A 25,205-nucleotide genomic window follows, 5' to 3' on the forward strand; every position below is an offset into this window, starting at 1 on the left:
GGCCCCGTCGCTGCCCGCTGTGGCCCGGCTCGGTCAACCGGCCAGCGGGCCCGCGGGAAGCTTCAATCCGCGGCCGGCACGACCACCCCGTGCAGCAGCAGGTCGACGACCTCGTTCCGGGCCTGCTCCGCCGGCCAGCGGTGGCCGCTGCGCATGTGGCGGTAGGTCCAGCCGACAGCGTTGAAGAGCAGCGTCGCCGTGCGGACCGGGTCGTCGACCCGCAGCGTGCCGTCGGTGGCCCCGTCCTCGAGGATCCGGCGGACCCCGTCGGTGAAGGTCGCGCGGGTCAGGACCGCACCGTCGCCGTCCTCGTGGAAGACGTGCGGGGCGGCGGCGTCGAGCGCCTCGATCGTGCCGAGGTAACGCTCGTTGACGTCGCAGAGGGCGGCCAGCGCCAGCTCGAGTCGCGTGCGCGCGTCCCCCGTCGCGACCAGCGCCGGCAGCAGCGCCGCTCGGTGCTCCTCCTCGAGCAGGGCGCCGAGCTGGGCGAGGATCTCCGGCTTGCCGATCCCGCGCCGGTGGAGCGTCATCCGCGACAGGCCCGCCGCCTCGGCCAGCTCGTGGACCGTCACGTCGCGCCAGTCGCGATCGCCGACCTGGTCGCGGATCCGCCGGACCCGCTCGACCTCGAGGACTCCGCTAGACGCCCGCTCCACGTGCGGACCGTAGCACGCCGTTACCGCCGCGTCACAGACGCCCCGACGTCGCTCCCCGCCGGATCGGTCGCCTCGACCAGCACGTCGGCCGGGCGGTGCTCGACCGGCGTCCGGTCCCGCAGGCGCAGGGCGAAGACCAGCGCGAGCCCGACGAACGAGAGCAGCACCGCCATCGTCACGGTCAGGCCGCGCGCGTCCGCGAGCGCCCCGAAGGCCGGCGCCAGCAGCCCGCCGACCGAGCCCGAGAGGCCGAGCGTGACCCCGCTGGCGGTCGCGATCCGGTTGGGCAGGTAGTCCTGGCCGAGGGTGATCTGGGCCGCGAACGGCGTGAAGATCGCCATCCCCAGCACCGCGATCGCGGCGAAGCTCGCGACCAGGCCCGGGGCGATGACGACGACCGCGGCCGCCGGCAACGCCAGCGCGTAGCCCGCGCGGACCGTCCGCACGCGTCCCCAGCGGTCGGCCAGCAGCCCGCCGCCGTAGGTTCCGACGGCACCCGCGGCGATGAAGGTGGTCAGGGCCAGCGAGGCGGTCCCCTTCGAGACGTCGAAGTGGTGGATCAGCGAGAGCGCCACGAACGAGGTCGTGCCGACGTAGGCGATCGACCAGCAGACGACCACCGCGATCAGCCAGCGGAAGGCGCGCCAGTCGTCGGGGCGGGTCGCGGCCGCCGGTCCCGCCGACGCCGCCGCCACCCCTGCGCCCGCCGCCACGGCCGGCCGCAGCCGCGGCATCGCGTAGCTGTAGAGCGCGAACATCGCGACCGCCGGGATGGCCAGCAGCCAGGTGCCGGAGACGCCCGTCGCCCCGAGCACCGCCGCGACGACCAGCGGCGCCGTCGCCCCGCCGATCGTCCCGCCGACCTGGAAGATCCCGAGCACCCGCGACGAGCCGCGGCCGACCGCGCGCGCGGCCTGCGCCGCGGGCGGATGGTAGGCGGCGATCCCGATCCCGGCCAGCGCGATCGACAGCCAGGTCAGGACGTAGGCCTGACCGACCCCGGAGAGCCCGATCCCGATCCCGGCGACCAGCATCCCGACGGCGATCATCCACCCCAGCCGGAAGCGGTCGGCCAGGTGCCCGAAGCCGGGCTGGACCACGCTCGAGAGCGCCGTCGCGGCGACGGTGATGCCGGTCGCCGCCGCGTAGCTGTACCCGCGCTCGGCGACGAGGAACGGGAGGATCGCCGGGACCGACCCCTGGTAGAAGTCGTTGACGGCGTGGCTCCCGGTCAGGAGCCAGAAGTCTGGCCTGCGCTGCACGTTGGTCCCTATTCTTCAGATGTCTGATGACTAGTCGCGGAGCTCCGGGCGGAGGCACCGCAACGAACCGACACCCTACAAGTCCTCAGACATCTGCGTAATCTGGGCCGGACCAGACGACGGAGCACCGGCACCGACCACGTCGTGGCGCCGCCCCAGGTCCGACCTGGCGCGGCGATCAACCCCAGCGGACGCCGGCGGGCGCACGACCCGCGCCGCGGCGCCGCCTCAGCCGTGCGCCTCGTCCGCGACCCGCGCCGCCCAGCGGCCGCCGACCCGGTCGACCACGATCGGGAGCCCGAAGCAGGCGCTCAACGGCTCCGCCGCGAGGACCGCATCGACCGGCCCGCAGGCGACCACGCGCCCCTCGCGCAGCAGCAGCGCGTGGGTCGTCGTCGGCGGGATCTCCTCGAGGTGATGGGTGACCGTGACCGTCGGCAGCCCGGGCCGCTCGCGGGCGCTGGCGATCAGGGCCCGGACCAGCCGCTCGCGCGAGGGCAGATCGAGGCCGGTCGCCGGCTCGTCGAGCAGCAGCAGCTCCGGCCCGGTCGGCCCGCCGCAGGAGCCGACCGCGGCTCCTTCGGCGACCAGCGCCCGCGCCAGCAGCAGCCGCTGCCGCTCTCCCTGCGAGCAGTCGCCGTAGCGACGTCCGGCCAGCTCCTCCGCCCCGACCAGCCGCAGCTCGCCGAGGACCCGCTGGTCGTGCGCCGCGACCAGCCGCCGGCGCTGGAGCGCGATGCTGCCGAAGACCCCGGTCAGGACCACCTCGTGACCACTCAGTCCGGGCTTGAGCGCCCGCGCGGTCGCCGCGTCGACGTGCCCGATCCGCTCCCGCAGGACCCGCAGGTCGGTCCCGCCAACGCGGCCGCCGAGGACCTCGACCCGCCCGACGGTCGGCTGGAGCTCGCCGCCCGCCAGCTGCAGCAACGTGCTCTTGCCGGCACCGTTCGGCCCGAGCACCGCCCAGTGCTCGCCCGCACGGACGGTCCAGTCGACCCCGTCGAGCAGCAGCAGCGGCCGGCCGTCGCGGCCGTGCCGCCGGACGCCGACGCCGTCCATCCCGATCGCCGTCGGTCCCCCCTCGACGCCCAATCGACCCCACCCGGCGACCTCGACCCGTGCATCGGCATCTCGCATTGTTACGCGACGGTATCAGGCGTCTGCGGCGAGCACGGACGCTCCTCCTCACCGGTCGCGATCCGTTCACCGCGAACGCCACCGAACCCGTCAGACTCGGACCATGTCGGAGCGCGCGTCGACCTCCTCCCCCACCACCGGCACGGACCGGATGTCGGGCCTGTCCGACGAGGTCGGCCTCTACCACCGCACCTACACCACGCTCCTGCGCTCGACCGGCGAGACGCGCCTGCGGGTGCTCGAGCCGTCGCATGTCGCGATGGGCTCCAGCCTCCACCCGCTCGCCGCCAGCGACGAGCTCGACCTCGGCGCCTTCCTCTACGCCGTCCGACGCCTGCCCGACGAGGTCGCCGAAGCGCGCCTGATCGTGCTCGGCCAGGAGTACGCGCAGTTCGCCGACGCCGGGATCGACCTGGCCGACTGGCCCGAGGCCGAGTCCCCCGCCCGCCGGCGGCTGTGGCGGGTCGGCGACGACGTGCTCGCCGTGCTCGTCGCCAGCACCTCCGACGTCGACGACCTGGTGCCGACGCTGGTCGCCTTCCAGATCGAGTGGAACAAGATCCGCGCCCGCCTGCGCGGCTCCGGCCAGACCACCGCCCCGACCGATCCCGCCCAGCTGGCGGCGGTCGTCGGCGGAACCGAGGACGACTGGAACCGGCTCCGCGAGTCGTGGGGCGAGCGCTTCACCGCCCGCCTGCACGGGATGCCGCAGCGCCGCTGCGACCTGCGCCTGCGCTCGCTGGGGATGAACTACGTCGGCTACGGGCGCCTGACCCGCGACTGGTGGCGACCGGTCCACAACGCGCTGGTCAACGAGGCACTCCACGAGCGGCCGATCTACTTCGTCTCGTCCAACACCCACGCGCTGGCCAACCTGGTCACCGGCGTCGCCCGCCAGAACGCCGACACGCTGCTGCAGTCGGTCGAGCGCCACGGCCCGGAGGACCTGCGGCTCGAGTTGAACCGGATCCGCGACGGCCGCAGCGACGGCTCGATCGAGAACCTCCTCTACTTCGCGGCCCGCGGCGTCTACGAGCGGCACCCCGACGAGCGGATCGTCGCCGACCGCCGGGCCGGCGTCCTCGACCTCACCCCGACCGGGGCGCTGCGGGTGCCGGCGCAGGTGATGGCGCTGGACCGGATCGACCCGGCCAACCTCGACCCCCGGCTCGGCCAGGTCGACGCCGACGCGCTCCGCTCCAGCAACGCGGTCGTGATCAACATCGACTATCCGCTGGGCAGCTCGGCCTACAACATCCTCCGCGAGGTCGCCGTCGACGTGACCCGCCTCAAGGGCGTCTACGTGCTCGGCAAGGCCGCGACGCTCAACGCCGACGTCGGCGACGTGCTGATCTCCGGCGTCGTCCACGACGAGCACACCCGCACGACCTACTGGCTCGACAACGCCTTCACCGTCGAGGACCTCCAGCGCGACCTCCGCTACGGGACCGGACTGGACAACCAGAAGGCGGTCACCGTCCGCTCGACCTTCCTCCAGAACCGCGACCACCTCGACTTCTACTACCGCGAGGCGTACACGGTCGTCGAGATGGAGGCCGGACCGTTCTGCGCCGCGGTCCACGAGCTGGCCGACGCCGATCGCCATCCGGTCGGCGAGGCGGTCAGCCTGACCCGGCTGCCGCTCGACTTCGGGGTCATCCACTACGCCTCGGACACGCCCTACACGCAGGCCCGCACCCTCGGCGCCCGCGGCCTGAGCTTCTTCGGGATGGACTCGACGTACGCGGGATCGCTCGCGATCATGCGGCGGATCCTGCGGTTGGAGGGGGCGCTCCCGGGGGCCTGACCGGCGCGCCCTGGGCCAGGGGTCTCTTGCGAACACGACTGCGTACCTGGTACACAAGCGACACGCCAGACCGGCCGCAGAAGGCGGCCGGCGCGTGTATCGGAGGAGAAGCCATGTTCGCTATGTCTCATAGGGCGACCCCAGGTCGTCCCGTCGGCGTCGTCGCCGTCACCGTTGCCCTGCTCGCCACGCTCGTGCTCGCGCTCTCGGCGAGCGCCGCCCGCGCGGCCAGCCCCGACTACGTCGCGCTCGGCGACTCGTACTCGGCCGGTTCGCTGGTCCTGCCCGCCGACCCCAGCTCGCCGCTCTGCCTGCGCTCCCAGTCCAACTACCCGAAGCTGACCGCCCAGTCGCTCGGCCTGTCGCTGAACGATGTCACCTGCGGCGCGGCGACCACCGAGCACATGACCACCAGCCAGTACCCCGGGGTCGCCCCGCAGTTCGCCGCGCTGAAGTCGGACACGAAGGCCGTCACGCTCGGCATCGGCGGCAACGACGAGACCCTCTTCGCCGGTGCGATCGTCACCTGCGGCGGGCTCGGCGCGGTCAACCCGCTGACCGTCTTCAACATCGGCGCGCCCTGCCGCGACCTGATCGCCAGCGACTACTACGCCAAGGCCGACGCGATCAAGCCGAAGATCGCCGCCGTCGTCAACGGGATCCAGACCCGCTCGCCGAACGCCGAGGTGCTCGTCGTCGGATACCCCGACCTGCTCCCCCAGAGCGGTCGTTGCTGGCCGACGCTGCCGCTGACCTCGGGCGACATCGCCTTCCTCGAGCAGCTGACGCGCCGGCTCAACACGTCGGTCCGGACCGCGGCCCAGGAGAACGGCGCGACCTACGTCGACCTCTACGCGCAGAGCATCGGCCACGATGCCTGCAAGAGCGCCTCGGTCCGCTGGATCGAGCCGCTGATCCCGAACGTGATCACCGGCTCCGCCGTGCCGCTGCACCCCAACGGCCGGGGGATGACCGCCGCGTCGGCCGCCGTCGACAGCGCGTTGCAGGCGGCGGGCTTCTAGCGGTCCGGCCCGCGAGGCTCGCGGGCCGGTCCACTTCGCGGTGCCGGGCGTCACGCCCGGCACCGCGGCCACCGCGGCGGTCGGGCCGCTTCCCGACGCGCCGGCGGCCGCCCTACAGGGGCTCGCCGCAGAGCGACCCCGGCAGCCGGGTCAACGAGACCGGGACCGGCGACTCCGCGATCGCCTGCTGGACCCGCGCCAGGTCATCGGCGGTCGCGTCCGTCGACAGCTCGATCGAGACGCCGTTGCCGATCGTGTCCTCGCCGATGCCCAGCAGGCAGCGTGAGGAGAGGTCGTCGAGCTTGCCCGAGATCGCCTCCTGCGCGCGGTGCATCTGCTTCAGCGTGTGCTTGACCGTGACGTAGCTCGTCCAGCGCGCGATCCGGTAGCGGCGGGCGATCTTCCGCAGCGGCGCGCGCCGCGTTCCCGGCAGCGTCTGGACGACCAGCCCGGGCCGGCAGGACCGGAAGTAGAAGCTGACGACGCCGCGCCGTCCCTGCATCCGCTGGATCGCCGCGTCGCCACGGTCCTGGACCCGCAGCAGCAGCCGGGCGCGCTTCCGCGAGATCTTGCACTCGTCGACCACGTAGTCGATCGCCATCTCCTCGACCACCGGCGACTCGGCGCGGGCGGTCGCCGCGCGGGAGGCCGGCCCGGTCAGGCGCCCGACGGCCGCTGGTGGGGCGGGCACGGAACGGGAACCGATGGCCGCTGGTGGGGCCAACGCGGAACGGGGACCGATAGCCGCTGGTGGGGCCAACGTGGAACGGCCGATGGCGGCGGGAGCAGCCGGCGCAGCACGCAGCGCCTGTCCCACGAGGACGGCAGGCGGCGCGCCGGCCGCCGACGGGGCCGCGGACAGCGCGGCCGCGACGGCGAGGGACAGGCTGAGGACGGCGCGGGAACGCCCGCGGGACACACGACGCATCCCGCGACGATACCCGCGGCCCGAGCCCCAGGCGCCAGCCCGCGACCCGCGGCCCCGAGCCCCAGGCGCCAGCCGCGACCCGGGTTCTCGGGCCCCGCCGTCAGCCAGCCGCCGCGGCCTCGCGGGCCGCGCGTGCGGCCCGGTTGACCGCGCTGACGATCGCGTCGAGCGAGGCGCGGACGATGTTCGGGTGGATCCCGACGCCCCAGAACGTCCGGCCGTCGATCCGGCACTCGACGTAGGCCGCCGCACGGGCGTCGCCGCCGGCCCCGAGCGCGTGCTCGGCGTAGTCCTCGACGGTGACCGTCCCGGCCAGCGCCTCGAGCGCGCCGACGAAGGCGTCGATCGGGCCGTTGCCGATGCCCTCCAGCCGGTGCGGCTGGCCGTCGACGTCGAGCTGGATCTTGAGCAGGTCACGGCCGTCGGTCTGCGACGCGGTCTGGTGCTCCCAGACGCGGTAGCGGCCCCACGGCGGCGAGCCACCGGGCAGGTAGGCGTCGGAGAAGATCTCCCACAGCCGCACGGGCGTGACCTCGCCGCCGGCGGCGTCGGTCGTCGCCTGGACGATCTGGGAGAACTCGGCCTGCAGCCGCTTCGGCAGATCGAGCCCGTGCTCGGCCTTCATCAGGTAGGCCATGCCGCCCTTGCCCGACTGGCTGTTGACGCGGATGACCGCCTCGTAGCTGCGACCGACGTCGTGCGGGTCGATCGGCAGGTACGGGACCTCCCACGGCTGCTCCTCGACCGGCACGCCGGTCTCGACCGCCGTCTTCGCCCGCTTGGCGAAGACCTTGTTGATCGCGTCCTGGTGGGTGCCCGAGAACGACGTGTAGACCAGGTCGCCGCCGTACGGGTGCCGCTCGGGCACCGGCAGCTGGTTGCAGTACTCGACGACCCGCCGGATCTCGTCGATGTCGGAGAGGTCCAGCTGCGGGTCGACGCCCTGCGTGTGCAGGTTGAGGGCAAGCGTGATCAGGCAGACGTTGCCGGTCCGCTCGCCGTTGCCGAACAGGCAGCCCTCGACACGGTCGGCGCCGGCCATCAGCGCCAGCTCGGTCGCGGCGACGCCGGTCCCGCGGTCGTTGTGCGGGTGGACGGAGAGGATGATCGCCTCGCGCCGCGCGAGGTTGCGGTCCATCCACTCGATCTGGTCGGCGAAGACGTTGGGGGTCGCGACCTCGACCGTCGACGGCAGGTTCAGGATCACCGGCGCGTCCTCGGTCGCCTGCCAGACGTCGGTGACGACGTTGCAGGTCCCCAGCGCCAGCTCCGGCTCGGTCAGCACGAAGACCTCGGGCGAGAACTGCAGCCGGACGTCGGTCCCCGGCAGCCGGTCGACGCCGCGCAGGACGTCCTCGGCACCCTTCCGGACCAGGCCGAGCAGCCCGTCGGCGTCGACCCCGAGCACGTGCTCGCGCCACTGCGGCGAGGTCGCCGTGTAGAGGTGGATCAGCGCGCTGTGGGCGCCCTCGAGTGCCTCGTAGGTGCGGTCGATCAGCTCGGTCCGGGCCGGGGTCAGGACCGAGATCCGGACGTCCTCCGGGATCGCGTCGTCCTCGATCAGCCCGCGCACGAAGTCGAAGTCGGTGCTGCCCGACGCGGGGTAGCCGACCTCGATCTCCTTGAAGCCCATCCGCACCAGCAGGTCGAACATCTGCCGCTTGCGGGTCGCGTCCATCGGGTCGATCAGCGACTGGTTGCCGTCGCGAAGGTCGACCGCGGCCCACAGCGGGGCCCGCTCGATCCGCTGGTCGGGCCAGGTCCGGTCCTCGAGCACGAACGGGACCCGCTCGACGAACGGGCGGTAGCGCTGCGACGGCATCGTGCCGCCACGCTGGCGGTTCCAGGCCGGCTGATCGGCGGGGACGGGACCGGTCGGGGCCGCGAGCCGCGAGCGGGCCGCCGTGCTGTCGCGGTCGCTGTTGCTGACGGAGGTGCTCATGACCGGGAGGTCCCCTGCTCTTCGTGGTTGGTGTCCAGCAGCCCGCGCAACGAGCGGGCGGTGACGGTGATGTTGGCGTGGGTCGCGGCGGCCGCAGCGGCGGGGTCGCGGTCGCGGATCGCCTGGGTCAGCTCGGCGTGGGCCTCGGTCGAGTCGACCTCGTCGAGCACGACGTCGCGGACCACGGTCACCAGCGCCTCGCGCAGCGCCGTCAGGAAGGAGCCGAACATCTCCTCCAGCAGGCTGTTGTGGGCGGCGGCGACGACGGCGACGTGGAAGTCGAGGTCGGCGTCGACGAACGGCTCGACCTCACCCTCGGCGCGGCGCGCCTGGCGCACGGCCAGGGCACGGTCGATCTCGACCAGGTCGGCGTCGGTCCGGCGCTCGGCGGCGAGCCGGGCGGCCTGGACCTCGAGCGCCTCGCGCAGCTCGTAGACCTCGAGCACGGCGGCGCGACGAACGCGCGGCTCCCACTCGGGCGGCGGGGTCAGCGCCCGGACGAAGGTGCCCGAGCCCTGCCGCGTCTCGAGCTGACCGGCGTGGACGAGCACCCGGACCGCCTCGCGGACGGTCGAGCGGCCGACGCCGAGCTGCTCGGCCAGCTCGGTCTCGGCCGGCAGCCGTTCGCCGACCGGCCAGGTGCCGGACGCGAGCTGCTCGCGCAGCTGGGTGACCGCGAGCTCGCCGAGCGGGCCGCGGCCGAGGGAGGACAACGCCATCGCCGGATCGTACAAGTCCTCAGATGTCTGTGCGCAGTCGAGCCCTCGGGCGGGCGGGGGCGGCGAGGGTTCGGCGTCATCTCGCGTCGCCCCCTGCACCGCCGCCGTGCGCCTGCCGCTACCTCACCAGCCGACCACGGTCATCGCCGCGATGAGCAGCGCCGCCGTGATCGTGACCGCGACCACGAGCACGGCCCCGCGCTCGTCGGCGGCGTAGCGCTCGTCACGACGCCGGGCCCGGTACGACGCCCGGCCCCGGCGGGCCACGACCAGCCCGAACCCGGCCAGCAGGAGCGCCAGCGGGCCGCCGAGCTCGACCGTCCCGCGGTGCACGCTGGCGGTCAGCGTCAACGCGCCCAGGCTCAGGAGCACGAGCCCCGTCCGCTGCCAGGCGAGCGCGGTCCGCTCACTGGCCAGCCCCGGATCGTCAGCGGGCAAGCGCATCGAGCACCAGCGCCACGATCAGCGCGACGGCGAGCAGGCCGACGCCGGCCGCCAGGGTCAGGACCGTCTCGGACAGCGGCAGCGGCTGCCCCAGCCGCATCGCCCGCTGGACCGCCCGCCAACGGCGCAGGCTGATGAAGGCAAGCACCGCGCCGAGCAGCATCGGCGCGATCGCCGCCACCAACCGTGCGGCCGGTGAGGCGAAGTCGAGCAGCTGCCCGACCGCGAGGCCGCCGCCGATCAGCGCCAGCGCCGTGCGGTTCCAGGCCAGGAACGTCCGCTCGTTGGCCAGGGTGAAGCGCGGATCGGGCTCCTCGCCCACGTCGGACAGGTCGTCGAGTCGCAACGACGTCAGCCTACCCCCGGGTCGGGCCGCGCCGAGCGGGTCAGGTCCCGAAGACGCGGTCGCCCGCGTCGCCGAGACCGGGCCGGATGAAGCCGTTCTCGTCGAGGCCGCGGTCGAGCGCGGCGGTGATGATCGGCACGTCGGGGTGCGCCGCCTGGACCGCCGCGACGCCCTCCGGGGCCGCGACCAGCACCACCAGGCTCAGCTCACGGGCCCCGGCCTCGCGCAGCGCGGTCAACGCGTGGACCGCGCTGCCCCCGGTCGCCAGCATCGGGTCGAGCACGAACGTCCGCGCGGCCGGGACCTCGTCCGGCAGCCGCTCGAAGTAGCGGCGCGGCTGGAGCGAGGCCTCGTCGCGCTCGAGCCCGATGTGCCCGACCCGCGCGGTCGGGACGACCCCGAGGAAGGCATCGAGCATGCCCAGGCCGGCGCGCAGCACCGGCACCAGCACGACGTCCCCGGCGACCCGCCGGGCAGGGGTCGCCTCCATCGGCGTCTCGATCGTGACCTCGACCGACGGCAGGTCGCGGGTCGCCTCGACGGCCAGCAGGACCGCGGCCGAGCGCAGCGCCCGCCGGAAGCCCTCGCGGTCGGTATCGCGGTCGCGCAGCGCCGCCATCCGGTCGGCCAGGAGCGGGTGATCGACGACGCGCAGGTCCGGCACGGCGTGCATCCTCGCAGGCATGGCCGGTGTGGCGCCGGCTTGACCGACCGGTCACAGCCGCGAGCCGACCTTCGCGTAGGCTCGCCGGCATGCTGATCGTCACCACCAACGATGTTCCCGGCCACCGGATCGACGAGGTGCTCGGCGAGGTCTTCGGCCTCACCGTCCGCTCGCGCAACGTTGGCTCGAACATCGGCGCCGGCTTGAAGTCGCTCGTCGGCGGTGAGCTGAAGGGGATCACCAAGATGCTCCACGACAGCCGCGAGGAAGCCCTCCAGCGGCTGTCCACCGAGGCCGAGGCCAAGGGCGGCAACGCCGTCCTCGCGTTCCGCTTCGAGACCACCGAGTACGCCGCGACCGGCACCGAGGTCTGCGCCTACGGCACGGCCGTGCGGGTCAGCCCGGCCTGAGCCCGGGCCCGGGGCGGGGGCGAGGCGGGACGGGACGCCGAGCGCAAACGTCGCCGCGACTCCAGGGGGCAGAACGGTGCGCTCGGTCCCCCACCTCCGGCGAACGCACCGTTCTGGGACGGCGGCGGCGCCTCAGCCGCCGTCACGCACGGCCGGGTCCCGGCACGCCTGCGCGAGGTCGACGCAACGGTCGGCGACGACCCGGCCACCGACCCGCATCCGCCCATCCGCGGCCGGTGCACCCTCGATCAGCGAGCCGCGCCCCTGCCGGATCGTGACCGGGCGGCCGATCGCGGCCACCAGCCGCAGCGCCGCCGACCCGGTCGCCTCGTCCTCGGCGATCCCGACCCCGTCGGCGAACACCCGGCAGCGGATCGTCCCCGCCGCCTCGTCGTCCCAGGCCCAGGCGTCGCGGTGCACGTCCGGCCCGCGCGGGACGGTCAGGGCGTCGATCTCGGCCGGGCGCCCGTACTGCCGCAGCTCGAACGGCGGCGCGGCGGCCGGGTCGGCCTCGATCCAGGCGCCGGAGGCGTCGGCCGCGGTCGCGACCTCGCCCGCCGGGGGCCGCAGGACCGTCGGGCCTGCGCCGTTCGCCGCCTGCGCCAGCAGCCACGACGTCCCGACCAGCGGGTGCCCGGCCAGCGGCAGCTCGACCGCCGGCGTGAAGATCCGGACCCGCCCGGTCGCGGCGTCGTCGACGAAGACCGTCTCCGAGAAGCCGAGCGCCGCGGCGACCCCGAGTCGTTCCGCGTCCGGCACCGCGGCACCGTCGAGGACGACCCCGAGCGGGTTGCCGTGGCGGCCGGACAGGTCGCAGAAGACGCGCAGGACGTGCAGCTCGGGCATCGCTCCAGGCTAGATGGTCGATTCCGCGGCCTCGCGGAACACCCATCTCGACGACCGCAGGCGACGCCGCACCCTGCGTCCGCGCTCCCGCAGCCGCGCCGGGACCGCCGTCCTCCGCGCCTGCGCGCTCCCGCAGCCGCGGCGGACCGCCGAACGCGCCTGCGCGCTCCCGCAGCGCGCCGAGGCCGACGCCCCGTCCTCAGCCGGTCCGCTGGACCGGCAGCCCGGCGGCAGTGATCGCCGCCACGACCTCCTGCGCGTGGTCGCCGCCGCGCGTCTCCAGCGTCAGGCGCACGGTCGTCTCCCCCACGTGCAGATCGACGGCCTCGCGCACGTGCTGGACCTCGACGACGTTCGCGCCGACGCCCGCCACGAGGTCGAGCAGCCGCGCCAGCGAGCCGGGCCGGTCGGGCACGGTCGTGACCAGGCCCAGCCGGCGGCCGACGAGCGTCTCGTGGTGCCGCGCGATCTGGGCCAGCAGCCCGGTGTCGACGTTGCCGCCGGAGAGCAGCAGGACCGTGCTCCCGCTGGCCGGCGCCGGCACCAGGTCGCGGAGCACGGCCGCGAGCCCGACCGCCCCGGCGCCCTCGACGACCAGGTTGACGCGGTCGATCAGCAGCACCATCGCCTCGGCGATCGCGTCCTCGTCGACGCCGACGACCTCGTCCACCAGCGCCGAGATCAGCGACCCGGTGAGCTCGCTCGGGTGCTTGACCGCGATCCCGTCGGCGATCGTCGTCGACGGTCCCGGCCGGCCCACGTCACCGAACGACGACAACGGCGAGCGGCTGACCCGGGTCGCCAGCGCCGCCCCGCGGGCGGCGGCCTGGACGCCGACGATCCGGACCTCGGGCCGGACCGCCTTGATCGCGGTCGCGGCGCCGGAGATCAGCCCGCCGCCCCCGATCGGCACGACCAGCTGCGCCAGGTCCGGAACCTGCTCCAGCAGCTCCTCGCCGACCGTGCCCTGGCCGGCGATGATGTCGAGGTCGTCGAACGGGTGGACGAACGCCATCCCGTGACGGTCGGCGTGGTCCCGCGCGGCCTGGACCGACTCCTCGACGGCGCCGTCGACCAGCTCGACGGTCGCCCCCAGCGCGACGCACGCCTCGACCTTGGCGATCGGCGCCCCGACCGGCATGAAGACGAAGGCCGGCACGCCCCGTAGCGCGGCGGCGGCCGCGACCGCCCGCGCGTGGTTGCCGGCACTGCCGGCGACGACCCCGTTAGCGGCCCCGTCGCCGAGCGCCGCGAGCTTCGCCGCCGCCCCGCGCAGCTTGAACGAGCCGGTCCGCTGCAACGACTCGGCCTTGAGGTCGATCGGCGCCCCGAACCGCTCGCTCAGGCCCTCCGAGCGCACCACCGGCGTGACCCGCACGACGTCCGCGACCGCGGCGCGGGCGCGGGCCCGACGCGCGGCGTCCGGGGCGTCAGGCGGGAGCGCGGCGGTCATCACTCGAGCCTACGCCGCCACGAGGCGACGGCCCCGCCCGCACCCTACGGCCGGGCGTCGATGTGGTGGGCGCGGGTCGACGGCAGCTCGTGCGGGCCGCCGGGCTTGGCGGCGAGCGTCTGGACGATCGAGATGTGGCCGCTGTCGAAGACCGCCGCCGAGGCCGCCATGTAGAGCCGCCAGACCCGCTCGCGCTGGAAGCCGACCTCGGCGACCGCCTGCTCGCGGTGCGCGGCGAGGTTGGCGCACCAGGCCCGCAGGGTCCGCGCGTAGTGCTCGCGCAGCGATTCGACGTCGCGCACCTCGAAGCCGGCCTGCTCGAGCACGTTCACCACGGCCGCCAGCCGGTGCAGCTCGCCGTCGGGGAAGACGTAGCGGTCGATGAACGACGCCTGCCGCTGCTCGCCGTCGTGGAGCCGCGTGATCCCGTGGTTGAGCAGCAGGCCGCCGGGCCGCAGCAGGGCGAACAGCTGGGCGGCGTAGACCGGCAGCGCCCGCTCGCCGACGTGCTCGTACATCCCGACCGACGCGATCTTGTCGAACGGCCCGTCGCCGACCTCGCGGTAGTCCTGGACGCGGATCTCGATCCGGTCGGCGAGCCCGGCCTCGCGGACCCGCTCACGGGCCAGCTCGGCCTGGGCCGGCGAGGCGGTGATCCCGACCGCCCGCACGCCGTAGCGCTCGGCGGCGTGGATCACCAGGCTGCCCCAGCCGCAGCCGACGTCGAGCAGCCGCTCGCCCGGCGCCAGCTGCAGCTTGCGGCAGATCAGGTCGAGCTTGCGCGTCTGCGCCGCCTCGAGGTCGTCGTCCTCCCCCTCCGGTCCCGCGAAGTAGGCGCACGAGTAGACCATCGTCGGCCCGAGCACCAACCGGTAGAAGTGGTTGGAGATGTCGTAGTGGTACTGGACCGCCTTGGCGTCGCTGTCGCGGTCGTGGCGGTGCCCGCGGACCTTCGCCTCGGCCTCGGGCAGCGGCGCCGGCCGGACCGCCCCCAGCCGAACTGCGGCCCGCACGGCGTCGAGCTTGTCGCGGGCCGTGATCCGCAGCCCCCGCACGTGCTGGCCGCGGGCCAGCGCGTCCTCGATGTCGCCGTCGAGGTCGACGAGCCCGAGGACCCAGGCTCGCGCCAACCCCAGCTCCCCGGTGTTGCGCAGCAGCTGCGTCAGGGCCTCCGGCGCGCGGAACACGACGGTCGGCGCCGCCGGATCACCGGCCGGCAGCGTGCTGTCGTCCCAGAAGCGGACGGCGAGCGGCAACGGCTTGCCGAGACGGCGGAAGATCCGTTCGATGGTCGGAGCGAGGACGGCGGCGACGCCACCGTCGGGCCCCGGGGTCGTGGCCACGCCACGACGCCGGCGGACGCCCGGGCCTCCGGTGGCCCGTGGGCTCCGAGCCGCCGCGGGGTCGGCGGGGCTGGTCGGTTCCGGGCCGTTCTCCGAGCCCGAGATAGCGGTCCTGCGGGTGGTCGACATGGCACTCCCGTTCGGTCGCCCGCGATCGTGCGGGCACCACGACGTGTACATCGACCAGCCTACGCACGGAGTGTGCGACCCCCGTCCGTACGGGTGATCCGACCGCCCCCGGGGTAGTGCCTCCCCGAGATCCGGGCGTCCGGCTCCGGTCTCGTCCGCCACCGGGCACGAGCGACCATCCTCGTCGTTCCCTCCGCCCGCCGGCGTAGCCTGGCCGGCATGACCCCCGCCCTGACCGGAAGCTGCGGCTGCGGTGCCGTGCGCTTCGAGATCTCCGAGCCGCTGACCGCTGCTGCCTACTGCCATTGCACCCGCTGCCAGCACCGCACCGGAACCGCGGCTCAGGCCTCGGCGAGGACGGTCCGCGGATCGTTCCACCTGCTGCAGGGTGAGGAGCAGCTCGGGCGCTGGACGCCCGGTGGCCTCGAGAAGGTCTTCTGCCGCGCCTGCGGCTCCGCGGTCTTCGCGCAGGACCCCGCGGATCCCGCGACCGTCGTCGTCCGTCTGGGCGCGATCGACGGTGACCCGGGGGTGCGCCCGTCGGCCCGGCAGTTCGTCGCCTACGCCGCCGTCTGGGAGCCGATCCCCGACGACGGCCTCCCCCGCTTCGACGAGCGCATCCCCGGCTGACGCCGCCGGGGTCGCCCGTCGCGCGGGTGCCGAGGCCCGACTAGATCGCGTACCGCTTCAGGAGGCCCTTCGCGATGCCCATCCGCTGGATGTCGCTGGTGCCCTCGCCGATCAGGAGCAGCGGCGCGTCGCGGTAGATGCGCTCGATCTCGTACTCCTTCGAGAAGCCGAAGCCGCCGTGGATCCGCAGCGAGTCCTCGGCGTTCTTGTGGCCGGCCTCGGAGGCCGCCAGCTTGGCCATCGCGGCCTCGGTGTCGGAGCGCTCGCCCTTGTCCTTCAGCTCCGCGGCGCGGTAGGTCAGCAGCCGCGCGGCCTCCAGGCGGGTGTACATGTCGGCCAGCTTCTCCTGCACCAGCTGGTGCTGGGCGATCGGCTTGCCGAAGGTCTCGCGCTCCTGGGCGTACCGGATCGCCAGCTCGAAGGCGCGTTGCGCGACCCCGACGCCACGGGCGGCGACGTTGACGCGACCGACCTCGAGCGAGTCCATCATCTGCTTGAAGCCCTTGTTGAGGCCCTCCTCGCCACCGAGGATCTGGTCGGCGGAGAGCTTGTAGCCGTTGAAGACCAGCTCGGTCGACTCGACGCCCTTGTAGCCCATCTTCTTGATCTTGGGCGGGACCTCGAAGCCCTCGTACTCGCCGGTGTTGACGCCGACGCCCGGCTCCTTCTCGCAGATGAAGCAGGTCATGCCCTTGTACTTCGGGCGCGCGTCGGGATCGGTGACGACGAGGACGAAGACCAGGCCGCTCATCAGGCCGTTCGTGACCCAGAGCTTCTGGCCGTTGATCTCGTAGCGACCGTCGTCGAGCTTCTTCGCGGCGGTCTTGATCGCCTGCACGTCGGAGCCGCAGTGGGGCTCGGAGAGCGAGAAGGCGGCACGCAGCTCGCCGGTGGCCATCGAGGGCAGGTACTTCTGCTTCTGCTCCTCGGTGCCGAACTTCATCAGCAGGTACGCGCCGATGAAGTGGGTGTTGATGATCCCCGGGACGGAGATCCAGCCGCGAGCGAGCTCCTCGGCGATCCGCGCGTACGTCTGGAGATCGAGCCCGAGGCCGCCGTACTCCTCCGGCAGGGTCGTCCCGAACAGGCCGAGCTCCTTCAGGCCCTCGACGATCGGCTCGGGCCAGGTGTCGGTCGCGTCGTAGTGCTCCGCGTTGGGGATGATCTGCTCGTCGGTGAACTGCCGGACCAGCGCGACGATCTCCTCGCGGACCTCGGGATCGGTGGGCTCGGACGTGAAGGCGGTAGCCATGGGGCTGCTCCAAGGGCGACGGGTAGAAGACCGCGACCGGGACGACGAGACGCCGTCCGGACACGGAGGGAGACCCCCAAAGATACCCCCCGATCGGGGAGTTCGCCCCGCGGGCGCAGGCACGCCCGCGCCCGGAGCGGCCCGACGGCCACGGGTCCGCCGCCTCCCGCGTGTAGCGTCCGGGCATGGCCATGGTTGCGACCGCGGTGACGTGTCCGCCCGTCCTCGCCCGAGCGGAGGACGGCCGGTGACGTTCCGCCCGGCGATCGGGATCACCTGCGCCCGCGAGACCGTCGCGCACGGCGGGAGCTGGCGGCAGCCGGTCGACTTCGTCCCGACCGCCTACGTCGCCGCCGTCCAGCGGGCCGGCGGTCGCGCCCTGCTGCTGCCGACCGACGCCGGCGACCCGCACGAGCACGCCGCGGAGCTGCTGCGCGGCCTCGACGGCCTGCTCCTGACCGGCGGCGGCGACCTGTCGCCGGAGTCCTACGGCGGCGAGCGCCACCCGACGACCGCCGGCGACAGCGCCGAGCGCGACCGGTTCGAGATCGCCCTCGTGCGCGCCGCCCAGACGCAGGACCTGCCACTGCTGGCGATCTGTCGCGGGCTCCAGGTCGTCAACGCCGCGGGCGGCGGGACGTTGCTCCAGCACCTGCCCGAGGTCCTCGGCAGCGAGCGCCACCGGCGGATCCCGGGGACGCTCGACGAGCGCAACGCCCACGGGGTCCGGCTCGCGCCGGGGTCGCTCGCGGCGCGCGCGGCCGGCGGCGAGCACGCCGCGGTCCGCTCCCACCACCACCAGGCGGTCGATCGGATAGCGCCGGGCTGGCGGGTCACCGGCCACGCGGGCGACGACGAGCTGGTCGAGGCGATCGAGCGCCCGGACCGCCGCTTCTGCCTGGCCGTCCAGTGGCACCCGGAGGGCGACCCTGACAGCGGCGTGATCGCCGCGCTCGTCGCCGCCGCCCGCGAGGCGGGCGGCGGGGCGGGAACGGCCAACGGCCGGGGTGGGGACCGCTAGCTCGCCGGCGTCGGCAGCGCGATCACGGCGTCGATCTCGACCTGCGCGCCCTTCGGCAGCGCCGAGACGCCGAACGCCACCCGCGCCGGCGGGTCGTCGGCGAAGAACCGCGCGTAGACCTCGTTGACCTCCGCGAAGGCGGACATCTCGGTCAGGTAGACCGTGCAGCGGACCGCATCCTCGAGCCGGGCGCCGGCGCCCTCGGCCACGGTCCGCATGTTCTTCAGGCACTGCTCCGCCTGCTCGGCCGGGGTGCTGCCGACCAGCTCGCCGGTGACCGGATCGAGCGGGATCTGGCCGGAGCAGAAGAGCAGGCCGCCCGCGGCGACCGCGTGGACGTACGGGCCGACGGCCGGCGGAGCGTCGGCAACGGTGAAGGGACGGCGATCGGTGCTCACGGCGTACTCCGGGGAGAGAGGGGGTTCGATACGAACCGCCGACGATACTGCGGTGCCTGGCGCCGTATAGCCTGGCCATCGTGTCCCGTCCCCATCTGCTCGTCGCCTCCACCCTCGCGGCGCTCACCGCCTCACTCGCGGTCGCCAGCGGCGCCTCTGCCGCGGCCTTCCGCAACTGCGGCGACCAATCAGCCGGACGGACCCAGTGCGCGCGGGTGGTGGTCCCGATCGACCGCGCCAACGTCGTCCCCGGCGACCTCCGCCTCGCCGTCCGCCGGCTCCAGCTCGGCAAGCGTCAGGTCCAGCACCGCAAGCAGGCGGTGCTCTTCCTCGCCGGAGGCCCGGGACAGGCGACGACGACGCTCGTCTCCGACGTCGCCCCGGCGGTGGCGCCGCTGCTGAAGGACCGCGACCTGCTGACCGTCGACACCCGCGGGACCGGACGCTCGACCGACCTGATCGTCTGCCCCGAGCTGGAGACGACCGCGGCCTCCGCCGCCGACAGCCCCGACCCCGCGCTGGTCGCCTCCTGCGCGCGGCGGCTCGGCCCGGCGGCCGACTTCTACGGGACCGGCGACGTGGTCGCCGACATCGAGGCCGTCCGTCAGGCCGGCGGCTACGAGAGCCTGCTGCTGGTCGGCGTCTCGTACGGGACCTACACCGCCCAGCGCTACGCGGCCACGTACCCGCAGCGCGTCTCCGGGCTGGTGCTCGACTCGGCGGTCCGCCTCGACGGCGGCGACCCGTACTCGCTCGCGACCGTCCGCGCGCTCCCGCGCGTGCTCGGCAACTCGTGCCGGGCCGGCGCCTGCCGCGGGGTCACGAGCGATCCCCGCGGCGACTTCGCCCGGACCCTCGCCCGGCTGCCGCTGACCGCGTCGGTCGACGCCGGCAACGGCCGCCGCCGGCCGACCACGATCAACGGCGACGCGCTCCTCTACCTCGCGCTCGCGGGGGACTTCGACCCGCTCCAGCGGGCGAACCTGCCGAGCGCCCTGCGCCGCGCCGCCGAGGGCGACCCGGCACCGCTGGCCCGACTGGCCCGCGAGTCCGGCCTGCTCCCACTGCCGACCGATGACGACGATCCCAGCGCGACCGCCGGTGCCGCCGGCGAGTTGAGCACCGGCGAGTTCATCGCCACCACCTGCCGTGACACCCGCTTCCCGTGGACGGCTGCGGTTCCGGCCGGCAGCGCCCGCCTCGCCCTCGCCCGCCAGGCGCTCGACGCCGTCGGGCCGGTCGGTCGCGGCGGGTTCCCGACCGAGGCGCTGCTGAACATCAGCTCGGCGAGCACCTGCGCGCTCTGGCCCGCCGTCCCCGAGCCGGCCCCCAGCTTCGGCGCGCTGCCGCAGGTCCCGACGCTCGTCCTCAGCGGCGAGGACGACGCTCGGACCCCGACCGAGGAGGCGAAGGCGCTCGTCGCCCGCACGCCCGGCGCCGCGCTGCTGACCGTCCCCGGCCAGGGGCACTCGGTCCTCTCCAGCGAGCGCAAGTGCGTGACGCGCGCGATCAAGGCCTACGCCAAGGGCGCGCCGGTCCCGGCCTGCCGTGAACGGGCGACGCCGCCGAAGGCCACCCCGTTGCCGCCGCTGTCCGCGCGTGCTCTCGGGACGACGCCGCGCCGCCGGGCCGCCGCCGTCGCCTCCGCGACCGCCGACGACGCGGCCCGGACGGTCCTGCTGCGGCTGCTGCAGACGTTCGGGGACAACATGGGGTCGGGTGACGAGGACAGCTTCAGCCTGCGCGTCGCCGGCCTCCGCAGCGGCTACGCCGTCCTGACCGAGAACGACCTCACGCTCCGCCGGCTCGGCTACGTGCCCGACACGGCGGTCAGCGGTCGGCTCGGCAACCGCAGGACGACGACGCTCGACGTGCGCGGGCGCGGCCTCCGCCCCGGCCGTTACCGGGTCGCCAACCCGCTCGCCGACCCGGAGCGGCTGCTGAAGCTGCTCGGGGTCGACACGCTCACGATCGAGTCGCTGGCGCCGAAGGTCCGGCGCGCGATCACCCGCCTCACGCGCGAATAGGCCCCCAACCTCGACCCCGCGACGGCTCGACGGGTCCCCCGTTCGAGCGTCGCTGCGGCCGAGGAGGTCCCGGGGTATGGCAGGCTGGGCGGGATGCCCAACGCCCTGGCCGCGGAGACCTCCCCCTACCTGCTGCAGCACGCCGACAACCCCGTCGAGTGGCTTCCGTGGGGCCCGGAGGCGCTCGAGCGCGCGCAGCGAGAGGACAAGCCGCTGCTGGTCTCGATCGGCTACAGCGCCTGCCACTGGTGCCACGTGATGGCCCACGAGTCGTTCGACGACCCGGAGACGGCCGCGGTGATGAACGAGCACTTCGTCTGCGTCAAGGTCGACCGCGAGGAGCGGCCCGACGTCGACGCGCTCTGCATGGAGGCGGTCCAGGCGATGACCGGACAGGGCGGCTGGCCGCTGAACGTCTTCCTGACCCCGGAGCAGCAGCCGATCCACGGCGGGACCTACTTCCCGCCCGAGCCGCGCCAGCAGCTGCCGTCGTGGCGGGTGGTGCTGGAGGCCGTCGCCGAGGCGTGGCGGGAACGGCGCGAGGAGATCCGCGCCCAGCTCTCGGACGTCGCCGAGCGGCTGTCGGGCGCCAGCCGCCTGACCCCGGCCGACGAGGTCCCCGCCGCGAGCGTGCTCGACGCCGCGGTCCGCGGGATGCGCGAGCAGTACGACGCGATCCAGGGCGGCTTCGGCGGCAGCGGCGAGGGACCGAAGTTCCCGCCCCACCCGTCGCTGCTGTTCCTGCTCCAGCGGGCCGTCGCCGACGGCGATCCGTCCGGCGACGACGAGACCCGCGCGCTCGCCGCGGCGATGGCCCGGCAGACGTTGCGCTCGATGGCCTCGGGCGGGATCCACGACCAGATCGGCGGCGGCTTCTCGCGCTACGCGGTCGACGCCAGCTGGACGGTCCCCCACTTCGAGAAGATGCTCTACGACAACGCCCTGCTGGCGCGGGCGTATCTCCAGGGCTGGCAGCTGTGGGGCGACGAGCAGCTGCGCGAGGTCGCCGAACGCACGCTGCTGTTCGTCGCCCGCGAGCTGCGGGGACCGGAGGGCGGCTTCCTCGCCGCGCTCGACGCCGACAGCGAGGGCGTCGAGGGCCGCTTCTACGTCTGGACCCCGGACGAGATCCGCGCCGCACTCGATCCCGCCGACGCGGCCGCCGCGATCCTCTGGTTCGACGTCGGCGCGCAGGGCAACTTCGAGGACGGCCGGACGGTGCTCGAGGATCGCGGCCCGCGCCCCGACGAGGCCGCCTGCGAGCGGATCCGCGACGGCCTGCTCGCGGCCCGCTCCCAGCGCGTCCGGCCGGGGACCGACGACAAGCGACTCGCCGGCTGGAACGGCCTGGCGATCCACGCCTTCGCCGAGGCGGGCGCCCTGCTCGAGCGTGAGGATCTGCTCGCCGTCGCGCGCGAGGCGATGAGCTTCGTCCGTCGCGAGCTGGTCATCGACGGTCGCCTGATGCGGTCGTGGTCGCACCGCACCGGCGGTAGAACCGGGGCGGGCGGGCATCCCATCCCTCGCCATGCCGCGGTCCTGGAGGACTACGCCTACCTGCTCGAGGCGGCCGTCGCGCTCTACGAGGCCGACGGCGACCCCCAGCAGCTGGAGTGGGCGGGCGAGCTCGCCGACGTGCTGCTCGCGCGCTTCGTCGACCCCGGGAACGGCGGGTTCTTCTCGACCGCCGACGATGCCGAGGCGCTGCTCGTCCGCCGCAAGGAGCTCGACGACGCACCGATCCCGTCCGGCGGCGCGTCGGCCGCGCGCGGGCTGCTGCGACTTGCGGCGCTGACCGCGGAGCCGCGCTACGCCGACGCCGCCGCCGGCTGGCTGCGGCTGGTCGCGCCGCTCGCCGAGCGTCACCCGCAGGCGGTCGCCTACGCCCTGCTCGCGCTCGACGAGTACCACCGGCGTCCGCGCGAGGTGGCGATCGTCGGCCCGCCCGAGACCCGCGAGGCGCTGGTCGCCGTCGTCCACGAGCGGCCGCGGCCGGGGCTGGTGCTCGCGACCGGCGACGGTCACGACGACGGCGGGGTCCCGCTGCTGCGCGACCGCCCGACGGTCGACGGCCAGCCGACCGCGTACGTCTGCGAGCGGTTCAGCTGCCAGGCCCCACTGACCGATCCGGACGCGCTCCGCGCCGCCCTCGACAACGCCTGACCCCGCCCCGTCCCACACCACCGTCCCAGCGCCATGAGCCAGTTCCTCACCTTCGCCGCCCACCGCCGCCGCCGGATCGTGGTGCTCGTCGCCTGGGCGCTGTTCGTGGTCCTCGCCACCGGCCCGCTCGACCTGATGGGCAAGTTCTCCGACGCCGAGGTCAACGAGGCGTCGAGCTTCCTCCCCGGCGACGCCGAGTCGACCCGCGCGCTGGCCGTCAGCGAGCGGCTCCAGGGCGGGGAGATGGCGCCGGTGGTGATCGTCTACCACCGCGACGGAGGCCTGACGGCCGCCGACCGGGCCCAGGTCGCCGCCGACCGGCTGGAGCTGAACGCGCTGCGCCTCGGGCGGGGGCTGACCGCGGACGAGCGCAGTGGCCAACCGTCGGCCGGCCAGATCCTCCGCGAGCGCACGACCCCGTTCGGCCCGCCCGTCGTCTCCCCCAACCGGACGACCGCGATCCTGACCGCGCAGATCGACGGCAACGGCGAGAGCGAGACGATCCTCGATCCGGTCCAGGCCTGGCGCGACCGCGTCTCGACCCCGCAGGATCAGACGACCGGCCTACGGGTCCAGATCGGCGGCGCCGCCGGCAGCTCGGCCGACGCGGTCAAGGTCTTCGACTCGATCAACGGGACCCTGCTCGGGGCCGCGATGGCACTCGTGATCACGCTGCTGATCCTGATCTACCGCAGCCCGATCTTCTGGCTCGTCCCGATCGCCGCCGTGATCGGTGCCGAGGTCGCCTCGCGCTCCGCCGGCTACGGCCTCAGCGAGCTCGGCGTGACCGTCAACGGCCAGTCCTCGTCGATCCTCTCGGTGCTCGTGATCGGCGCCGGCACCGACTACGCGCTGCTGCTGGTGTCCCGCTACCGCGAGGAGCTGCACCGCTTCGACGACCGACTCGAGGCGCTGCAGCACGCGTTGCGGTCGTCGGGGCCGGCGATCGTCGCCTCGGGGGCGACGGTGGTCGCCGCCCTGCTCACGCTGACCCTGGCCAAGGTCAACGCGACCTCCGGTCTCGGGCCGATCGGGGCGATGGGCGTCTTCATCGCGATGGTCTCGATGCTGACCCTCTTGCCGGCGCTGCTCGCCGTCTGCGGCCGCCGGATCTTCTGGCCGTTCGTGCCGCGGACCGCCGCTCACCCCGTCTCCGATCTGCGGCTGTCGGAGCGTGGACAGCGGCTCGCCGACGGCTCGCGGACGCGGATCATCTGCGTCGCGATCGTGGTCGGCGTCCTGGCCCCGCTGGTCGCGATGATCGTCGCCGGGATCGTGGTCGGCTCGCTGCTGAGCGGCGTCGGCCTCGGTGGGTTCGGGGTCCTGCTCGGCGTCGTCGCCGCGATCGCGACCGTGGTCGCCGTCGTCCGGGCGCTCGCTCCGCACGTCCACAACCCGATCGAGGTGCGGCTCGCGGATCGTGCGGCCCGGACCGCGGAGACCGGCGCCTGGCACCGACTCGGCGTCCGCCTGGCCGCCAGCCCCCGCCGGATCTGGGTCGGCACGACGGCCCTGCTGCTCGTCTTCTGCCTCGGCCTGACCCAGCTCGACACGAACCTGACCCAGAACGACTCCTACCGCAACGAGGTCGAGTCCCAGGTCGCGGCCAAGCTGCTGGCCAAGGGCTTCCCGGCCGGCGGCGACGCGCCGACCGACGTGATCGTGCCCGATCCGGCGCGGGTGCCGGCGGTGATCGCCGCCGCCAAGCGAGCCCCGGGCGTCGCCAGCGTCCGGCCGGCGATCGACGACCGCGGTCGCCCCATCCGCGGCGAGGAGGGCGCGCTGCTGAGCCTGCAGCTGCGCGACAACCCCTACACGGTGGCGGCCCAGCAGCAGATCCCGGGGATCCGGAGCGCCGTGCGCGCCGCCGGCGGGCCAGACGTGCTCGTCGGCGGGCAGACCGCGATCGCCTACGACCAGAAGGACGCCGCCTCGCGCGACACGCTGGTGATCGTGCCGGTCGCGCTGGCCGTGGTGCTGCTGATCCTGATGCTGCTGCTGCGGGCGCTGGTGGCGCCGCTGCTGCTGATCGCGACCGTCGTGCTCTCGTTCGCCGCCGCGCTCGGCGTCAGCGTGCTCGTGTGGGAGCACGTCTTCGGCTTCGAGGGGACCGATCCGTCGATCCCGCTCTACGCGTTCGTCTTCCTCGTCGCCCTGGGCATCGACTACAACATCTTCCTGATGGCGCGCGTTCGCGAGGAGGCGCTCGTGCACGGCACCCGACCGGGGATGGTCCGGGGCCTGGCGGCGACCGGCGGGGTCATCACCTCGGCCGGGATCGTGCTCGCCGGCACCTTCGCGGTGCTCGGGATCCTCCCGCTCGTGTTCCTGACCGAGATCGGCTTCGCGGTCGCCTTCGGCGTGCTGCTGGACACCTTCCTCGTCCGCTCGATCCTGGTCCCGACGCTGACCCTCGACGCCGGTCGTCGGGTCTGGTGGCCGTCGGCGCTGACCCGTCGCCGGGACGAGCCCGCGGACCACCAGGAGCGTGAGCTGGGGCCGGAGCCGGTGCGGGGCGGGCTCGCCGTCGATCCGGCACCCGACGGCCGGAGCAGGGGCTAGAGTCGGTCGGGTCCGTCCGCGGGCCGCAACCCGATCCCTCGACG

At 74.2% G+C, this 25,205-nt stretch carries 22 protein-coding genes; 8 read left to right on the forward strand and 14 right to left on the reverse strand.

Annotation, left to right across the window (positions count from 1 at the left end; genetic code table 11):
* Positions 1–62: 62 nt before the first annotated feature.
* The 3 genes from ACVUH9_RS16185 to ACVUH9_RS16195 all read right to left on the reverse strand — a co-directional run bounded on the left by ACVUH9_RS16185 (position 63) and on the right by ACVUH9_RS16195 (position 3,055).
* Entirely contained in the window at positions 63–656 is a 594-nt protein-coding gene (locus ACVUH9_RS16185) for a TetR-type transcription factor C-terminal domain-containing protein (protein WP_475758722.1), read from the reverse strand.
* A gap of 20 nt (positions 657–676) precedes the next feature.
* A complete protein-coding gene (locus tag ACVUH9_RS16190; protein ID WP_475758724.1) occupies positions 677–1,918 on the reverse strand; it encodes an MFS transporter in 1,242 nt (413 codons plus the stop codon).
* A 228-nt stretch (positions 1,919–2,146) separates the two neighbouring features.
* Positions 2,147–3,055, reverse strand: coding sequence for an ABC transporter ATP-binding protein (locus tag ACVUH9_RS16195; protein WP_475758726.1), 909 nt, complete (start codon positions 3,053–3,055; stop codon positions 2,147–2,149).
* A 103-nt stretch (positions 3,056–3,158) separates the two neighbouring features.
* Here ACVUH9_RS16195 and ACVUH9_RS16200 point away from each other — a divergent pair, with 103 nt between their 5' ends.
* Together ACVUH9_RS16200 and ACVUH9_RS16205 are read left to right on the forward strand one after the other, a co-directional pair.
* On the forward strand, positions 3,159–4,862 hold the full coding sequence (locus ACVUH9_RS16200) for a DUF6909 family protein (protein WP_475758728.1): 1,704 nt from the start codon (positions 3,159–3,161) through the stop codon (positions 4,860–4,862).
* 113 nt (positions 4,863–4,975) lie between these two features.
* A complete protein-coding gene (locus ACVUH9_RS16205; RefSeq protein WP_475758730.1) occupies positions 4,976–5,884 on the forward strand; it encodes an SGNH/GDSL hydrolase family protein in 909 nt (302 codons plus the stop codon).
* Between the two features lie 112 nt (positions 5,885–5,996).
* On the opposite strand, the gene ACVUH9_RS16210 is transcribed toward ACVUH9_RS16205, so the two are convergent.
* From ACVUH9_RS16210 to upp, 6 genes are all read right to left on the reverse strand, one after another.
* Positions 5,997–6,575 (reverse strand): hypothetical protein, encoded by a 579-nt coding sequence (locus ACVUH9_RS16210; RefSeq protein WP_475758732.1) that lies wholly within the window; start codon positions 6,573–6,575, stop codon positions 5,997–5,999.
* A 337-nt stretch (positions 6,576–6,912) separates the two neighbouring features.
* A complete protein-coding gene (leuA, locus tag ACVUH9_RS16215) occupies positions 6,913–8,754 on the reverse strand; it encodes a 2-isopropylmalate synthase (RefSeq protein ID WP_475758734.1) in 1,842 nt (613 codons plus the stop codon).
* The gene (locus tag ACVUH9_RS16220) at positions 8,751–9,473 is read right to left on the reverse strand and encodes a FadR/GntR family transcriptional regulator (protein ID WP_475758736.1); all 723 of its coding nucleotides are present in this window, start codon (positions 9,471–9,473) and stop codon (positions 8,751–8,753) included. Before ACVUH9_RS16220 ends, leuA begins: the two co-directional genes overlap by 4 nt.
* 123 nt (positions 9,474–9,596) lie before the next feature.
* Positions 9,597–9,917 carry a DUF202 domain-containing protein gene (locus tag ACVUH9_RS16225; RefSeq protein ID WP_475758737.1) on the reverse strand — a complete coding sequence of 107 codons (321 nt, stop codon included), beginning with the start codon at positions 9,915–9,917 and terminating at the stop codon, positions 9,597–9,599.
* Positions 9,901–10,263, reverse strand: a complete 363-nt coding sequence (locus tag ACVUH9_RS16230; protein WP_475758739.1) for a YidH family protein — start codon at positions 10,261–10,263, stop codon at positions 9,901–9,903. The genes ACVUH9_RS16225 and ACVUH9_RS16230 overlap by 17 nt, the downstream gene beginning before the upstream one ends.
* Before the next feature lie 40 nt (positions 10,264–10,303).
* The gene (gene upp, locus ACVUH9_RS16235; RefSeq protein ID WP_475758741.1) at positions 10,304–10,927 is read right to left on the reverse strand and encodes a uracil phosphoribosyltransferase; all 624 of its coding nucleotides are present in this window, start codon (positions 10,925–10,927) and stop codon (positions 10,304–10,306) included.
* A gap of 89 nt (positions 10,928–11,016) precedes the next feature.
* Here upp and ACVUH9_RS16240 point away from each other — a divergent pair, with 89 nt between their 5' ends.
* Entirely contained in the window at positions 11,017–11,337 is a 321-nt protein-coding gene (locus ACVUH9_RS16240) for a YbjQ family protein (protein ID WP_475758743.1), read from the forward strand.
* 132 nt (positions 11,338–11,469) lie between these two features.
* Here ACVUH9_RS16240 and ACVUH9_RS16245 read toward each other — a convergent pair whose 3' ends face one another.
* The 3 genes from ACVUH9_RS16245 to ACVUH9_RS16255 all read right to left on the reverse strand — a co-directional run bounded on the left by ACVUH9_RS16245 (position 11,470) and on the right by ACVUH9_RS16255 (position 14,979).
* On the reverse strand, positions 11,470–12,183 hold the full coding sequence (locus tag ACVUH9_RS16245) for a PhzF family phenazine biosynthesis protein (protein WP_475758745.1): 714 nt from the start codon (positions 12,181–12,183) through the stop codon (positions 11,470–11,472).
* Between the two features lie 199 nt (positions 12,184–12,382).
* Positions 12,383–13,636, reverse strand: coding sequence for a pyridoxal-phosphate dependent enzyme (locus ACVUH9_RS16250; protein ID WP_475758747.1), 1,254 nt, complete (start codon positions 13,634–13,636; stop codon positions 12,383–12,385).
* A gap of 44 nt (positions 13,637–13,680) precedes the next feature.
* A complete protein-coding gene (locus tag ACVUH9_RS16255) occupies positions 13,681–14,979 on the reverse strand; it encodes a class I SAM-dependent methyltransferase (RefSeq protein WP_475758749.1) in 1,299 nt (432 codons plus the stop codon).
* Positions 14,980–15,327: 348 nt separating this feature from the next.
* Here ACVUH9_RS16255 and ACVUH9_RS16260 point away from each other — a divergent pair, with 348 nt between their 5' ends.
* Entirely contained in the window at positions 15,328–15,738 is a 411-nt protein-coding gene (locus tag ACVUH9_RS16260; protein ID WP_475758751.1) for a GFA family protein, read from the forward strand.
* A gap of 40 nt (positions 15,739–15,778) precedes the next feature.
* Here ACVUH9_RS16260 and ACVUH9_RS16265 read toward each other — a convergent pair whose 3' ends face one another.
* Positions 15,779–16,990, reverse strand: a complete 1,212-nt coding sequence (locus ACVUH9_RS16265; RefSeq protein ID WP_475758753.1) for an acyl-CoA dehydrogenase family protein — start codon at positions 16,988–16,990, stop codon at positions 15,779–15,781.
* A 247-nt stretch (positions 16,991–17,237) separates the two neighbouring features.
* Here ACVUH9_RS16265 and ACVUH9_RS16270 point away from each other — a divergent pair, with 247 nt between their 5' ends.
* A complete protein-coding gene (locus tag ACVUH9_RS16270; protein WP_475758755.1) occupies positions 17,238–18,011 on the forward strand; it encodes a gamma-glutamyl-gamma-aminobutyrate hydrolase family protein in 774 nt (257 codons plus the stop codon).
* On the opposite strand, the gene ACVUH9_RS16275 is transcribed toward ACVUH9_RS16270, so the two are convergent.
* A complete protein-coding gene (locus tag ACVUH9_RS16275) occupies positions 18,008–18,409 on the reverse strand; it encodes a Rid family detoxifying hydrolase (protein ID WP_475758757.1) in 402 nt (133 codons plus the stop codon). The two genes, ACVUH9_RS16270 and ACVUH9_RS16275, sit on opposite strands and share 4 nt — an antisense overlap.
* Positions 18,410–18,489: 80 nt before the next feature.
* On the opposite strand from ACVUH9_RS16275, the gene ACVUH9_RS16280 reads away from it, so the two are divergent.
* The 3 genes from ACVUH9_RS16280 (at position 18,490) to ACVUH9_RS16290 (ending at position 25,161) form a co-directional block, all read left to right on the forward strand.
* Positions 18,490–20,436 carry an alpha/beta fold hydrolase gene (locus ACVUH9_RS16280; RefSeq protein ID WP_475758758.1) on the forward strand — a complete coding sequence of 649 codons (1,947 nt, stop codon included), beginning with the start codon at positions 18,490–18,492 and terminating at the stop codon, positions 20,434–20,436.
* A 93-nt stretch (positions 20,437–20,529) separates the two neighbouring features.
* Positions 20,530–22,599: a thioredoxin domain-containing protein gene (locus ACVUH9_RS16285; protein ID WP_475758760.1), complete on the forward strand. Its 2,070-nt coding sequence runs from the start codon at positions 20,530–20,532 to the stop codon at positions 22,597–22,599.
* A 33-nt stretch (positions 22,600–22,632) separates the two neighbouring features.
* Positions 22,633–25,161, forward strand: coding sequence for an MMPL family transporter (locus tag ACVUH9_RS16290; RefSeq protein WP_475758762.1), 2,529 nt, complete (start codon positions 22,633–22,635; stop codon positions 25,159–25,161).
* The last annotated feature ends 44 nt before the right edge of the window (positions 25,162–25,205 follow it).

This window comes from Patulibacter ginsengiterrae, from assembly GCF_056269115.1.

Coding starts and splice junctions, on each gene's coding strand:
- ACVUH9_RS16195 (WP_475758726.1), bottom strand. CDS start 3,055: ATGCGAGATGCCGATGCACGGGTCGAGGTCGCCGGGTGGGGTCGATTG.
- ACVUH9_RS16200 (WP_475758728.1), top strand. CDS start 3,159: ATGTCGGAGCGCGCGTCGACCTCCTCCCCCACCACCGGCACGGACCGG.
- ACVUH9_RS16205 (WP_475758730.1), top strand. CDS start 4,976: ATGTTCGCTATGTCTCATAGGGCGACCCCAGGTCGTCCCGTCGGCGTC.
- leuA (WP_475758734.1), bottom strand. CDS start 8,754: ATGAGCACCTCCGTCAGCAACAGCGACCGCGACAGCACGGCGGCCCGC.
- ACVUH9_RS16220 (WP_475758736.1), bottom strand. CDS start 9,473: ATGGCGTTGTCCTCCCTCGGCCGCGGCCCGCTCGGCGAGCTCGCGGTC.
- ACVUH9_RS16225 (WP_475758737.1), bottom strand. CDS start 9,917: ATGCGCTTGCCCGCTGACGATCCGGGGCTGGCCAGTGAGCGGACCGCG.
- ACVUH9_RS16240 (WP_475758743.1), top strand. CDS start 11,017: ATGCTGATCGTCACCACCAACGATGTTCCCGGCCACCGGATCGACGAG.
- ACVUH9_RS16245 (WP_475758745.1), bottom strand. CDS start 12,183: ATGCCCGAGCTGCACGTCCTGCGCGTCTTCTGCGACCTGTCCGGCCGC.
- ACVUH9_RS16250 (WP_475758747.1), bottom strand. CDS start 13,636: ATGACCGCCGCGCTCCCGCCTGACGCCCCGGACGCCGCGCGTCGGGCC.
- ACVUH9_RS16260 (WP_475758751.1), top strand. CDS start 15,328: ATGACCCCCGCCCTGACCGGAAGCTGCGGCTGCGGTGCCGTGCGCTTC.
- ACVUH9_RS16265 (WP_475758753.1), bottom strand. CDS start 16,990: ATGGCTACCGCCTTCACGTCCGAGCCCACCGATCCCGAGGTCCGCGAG.
- ACVUH9_RS16285 (WP_475758760.1), top strand. CDS start 20,530: ATGCCCAACGCCCTGGCCGCGGAGACCTCCCCCTACCTGCTGCAGCAC.
- ACVUH9_RS16290 (WP_475758762.1), top strand. CDS start 22,633: ATGAGCCAGTTCCTCACCTTCGCCGCCCACCGCCGCCGCCGGATCGTG.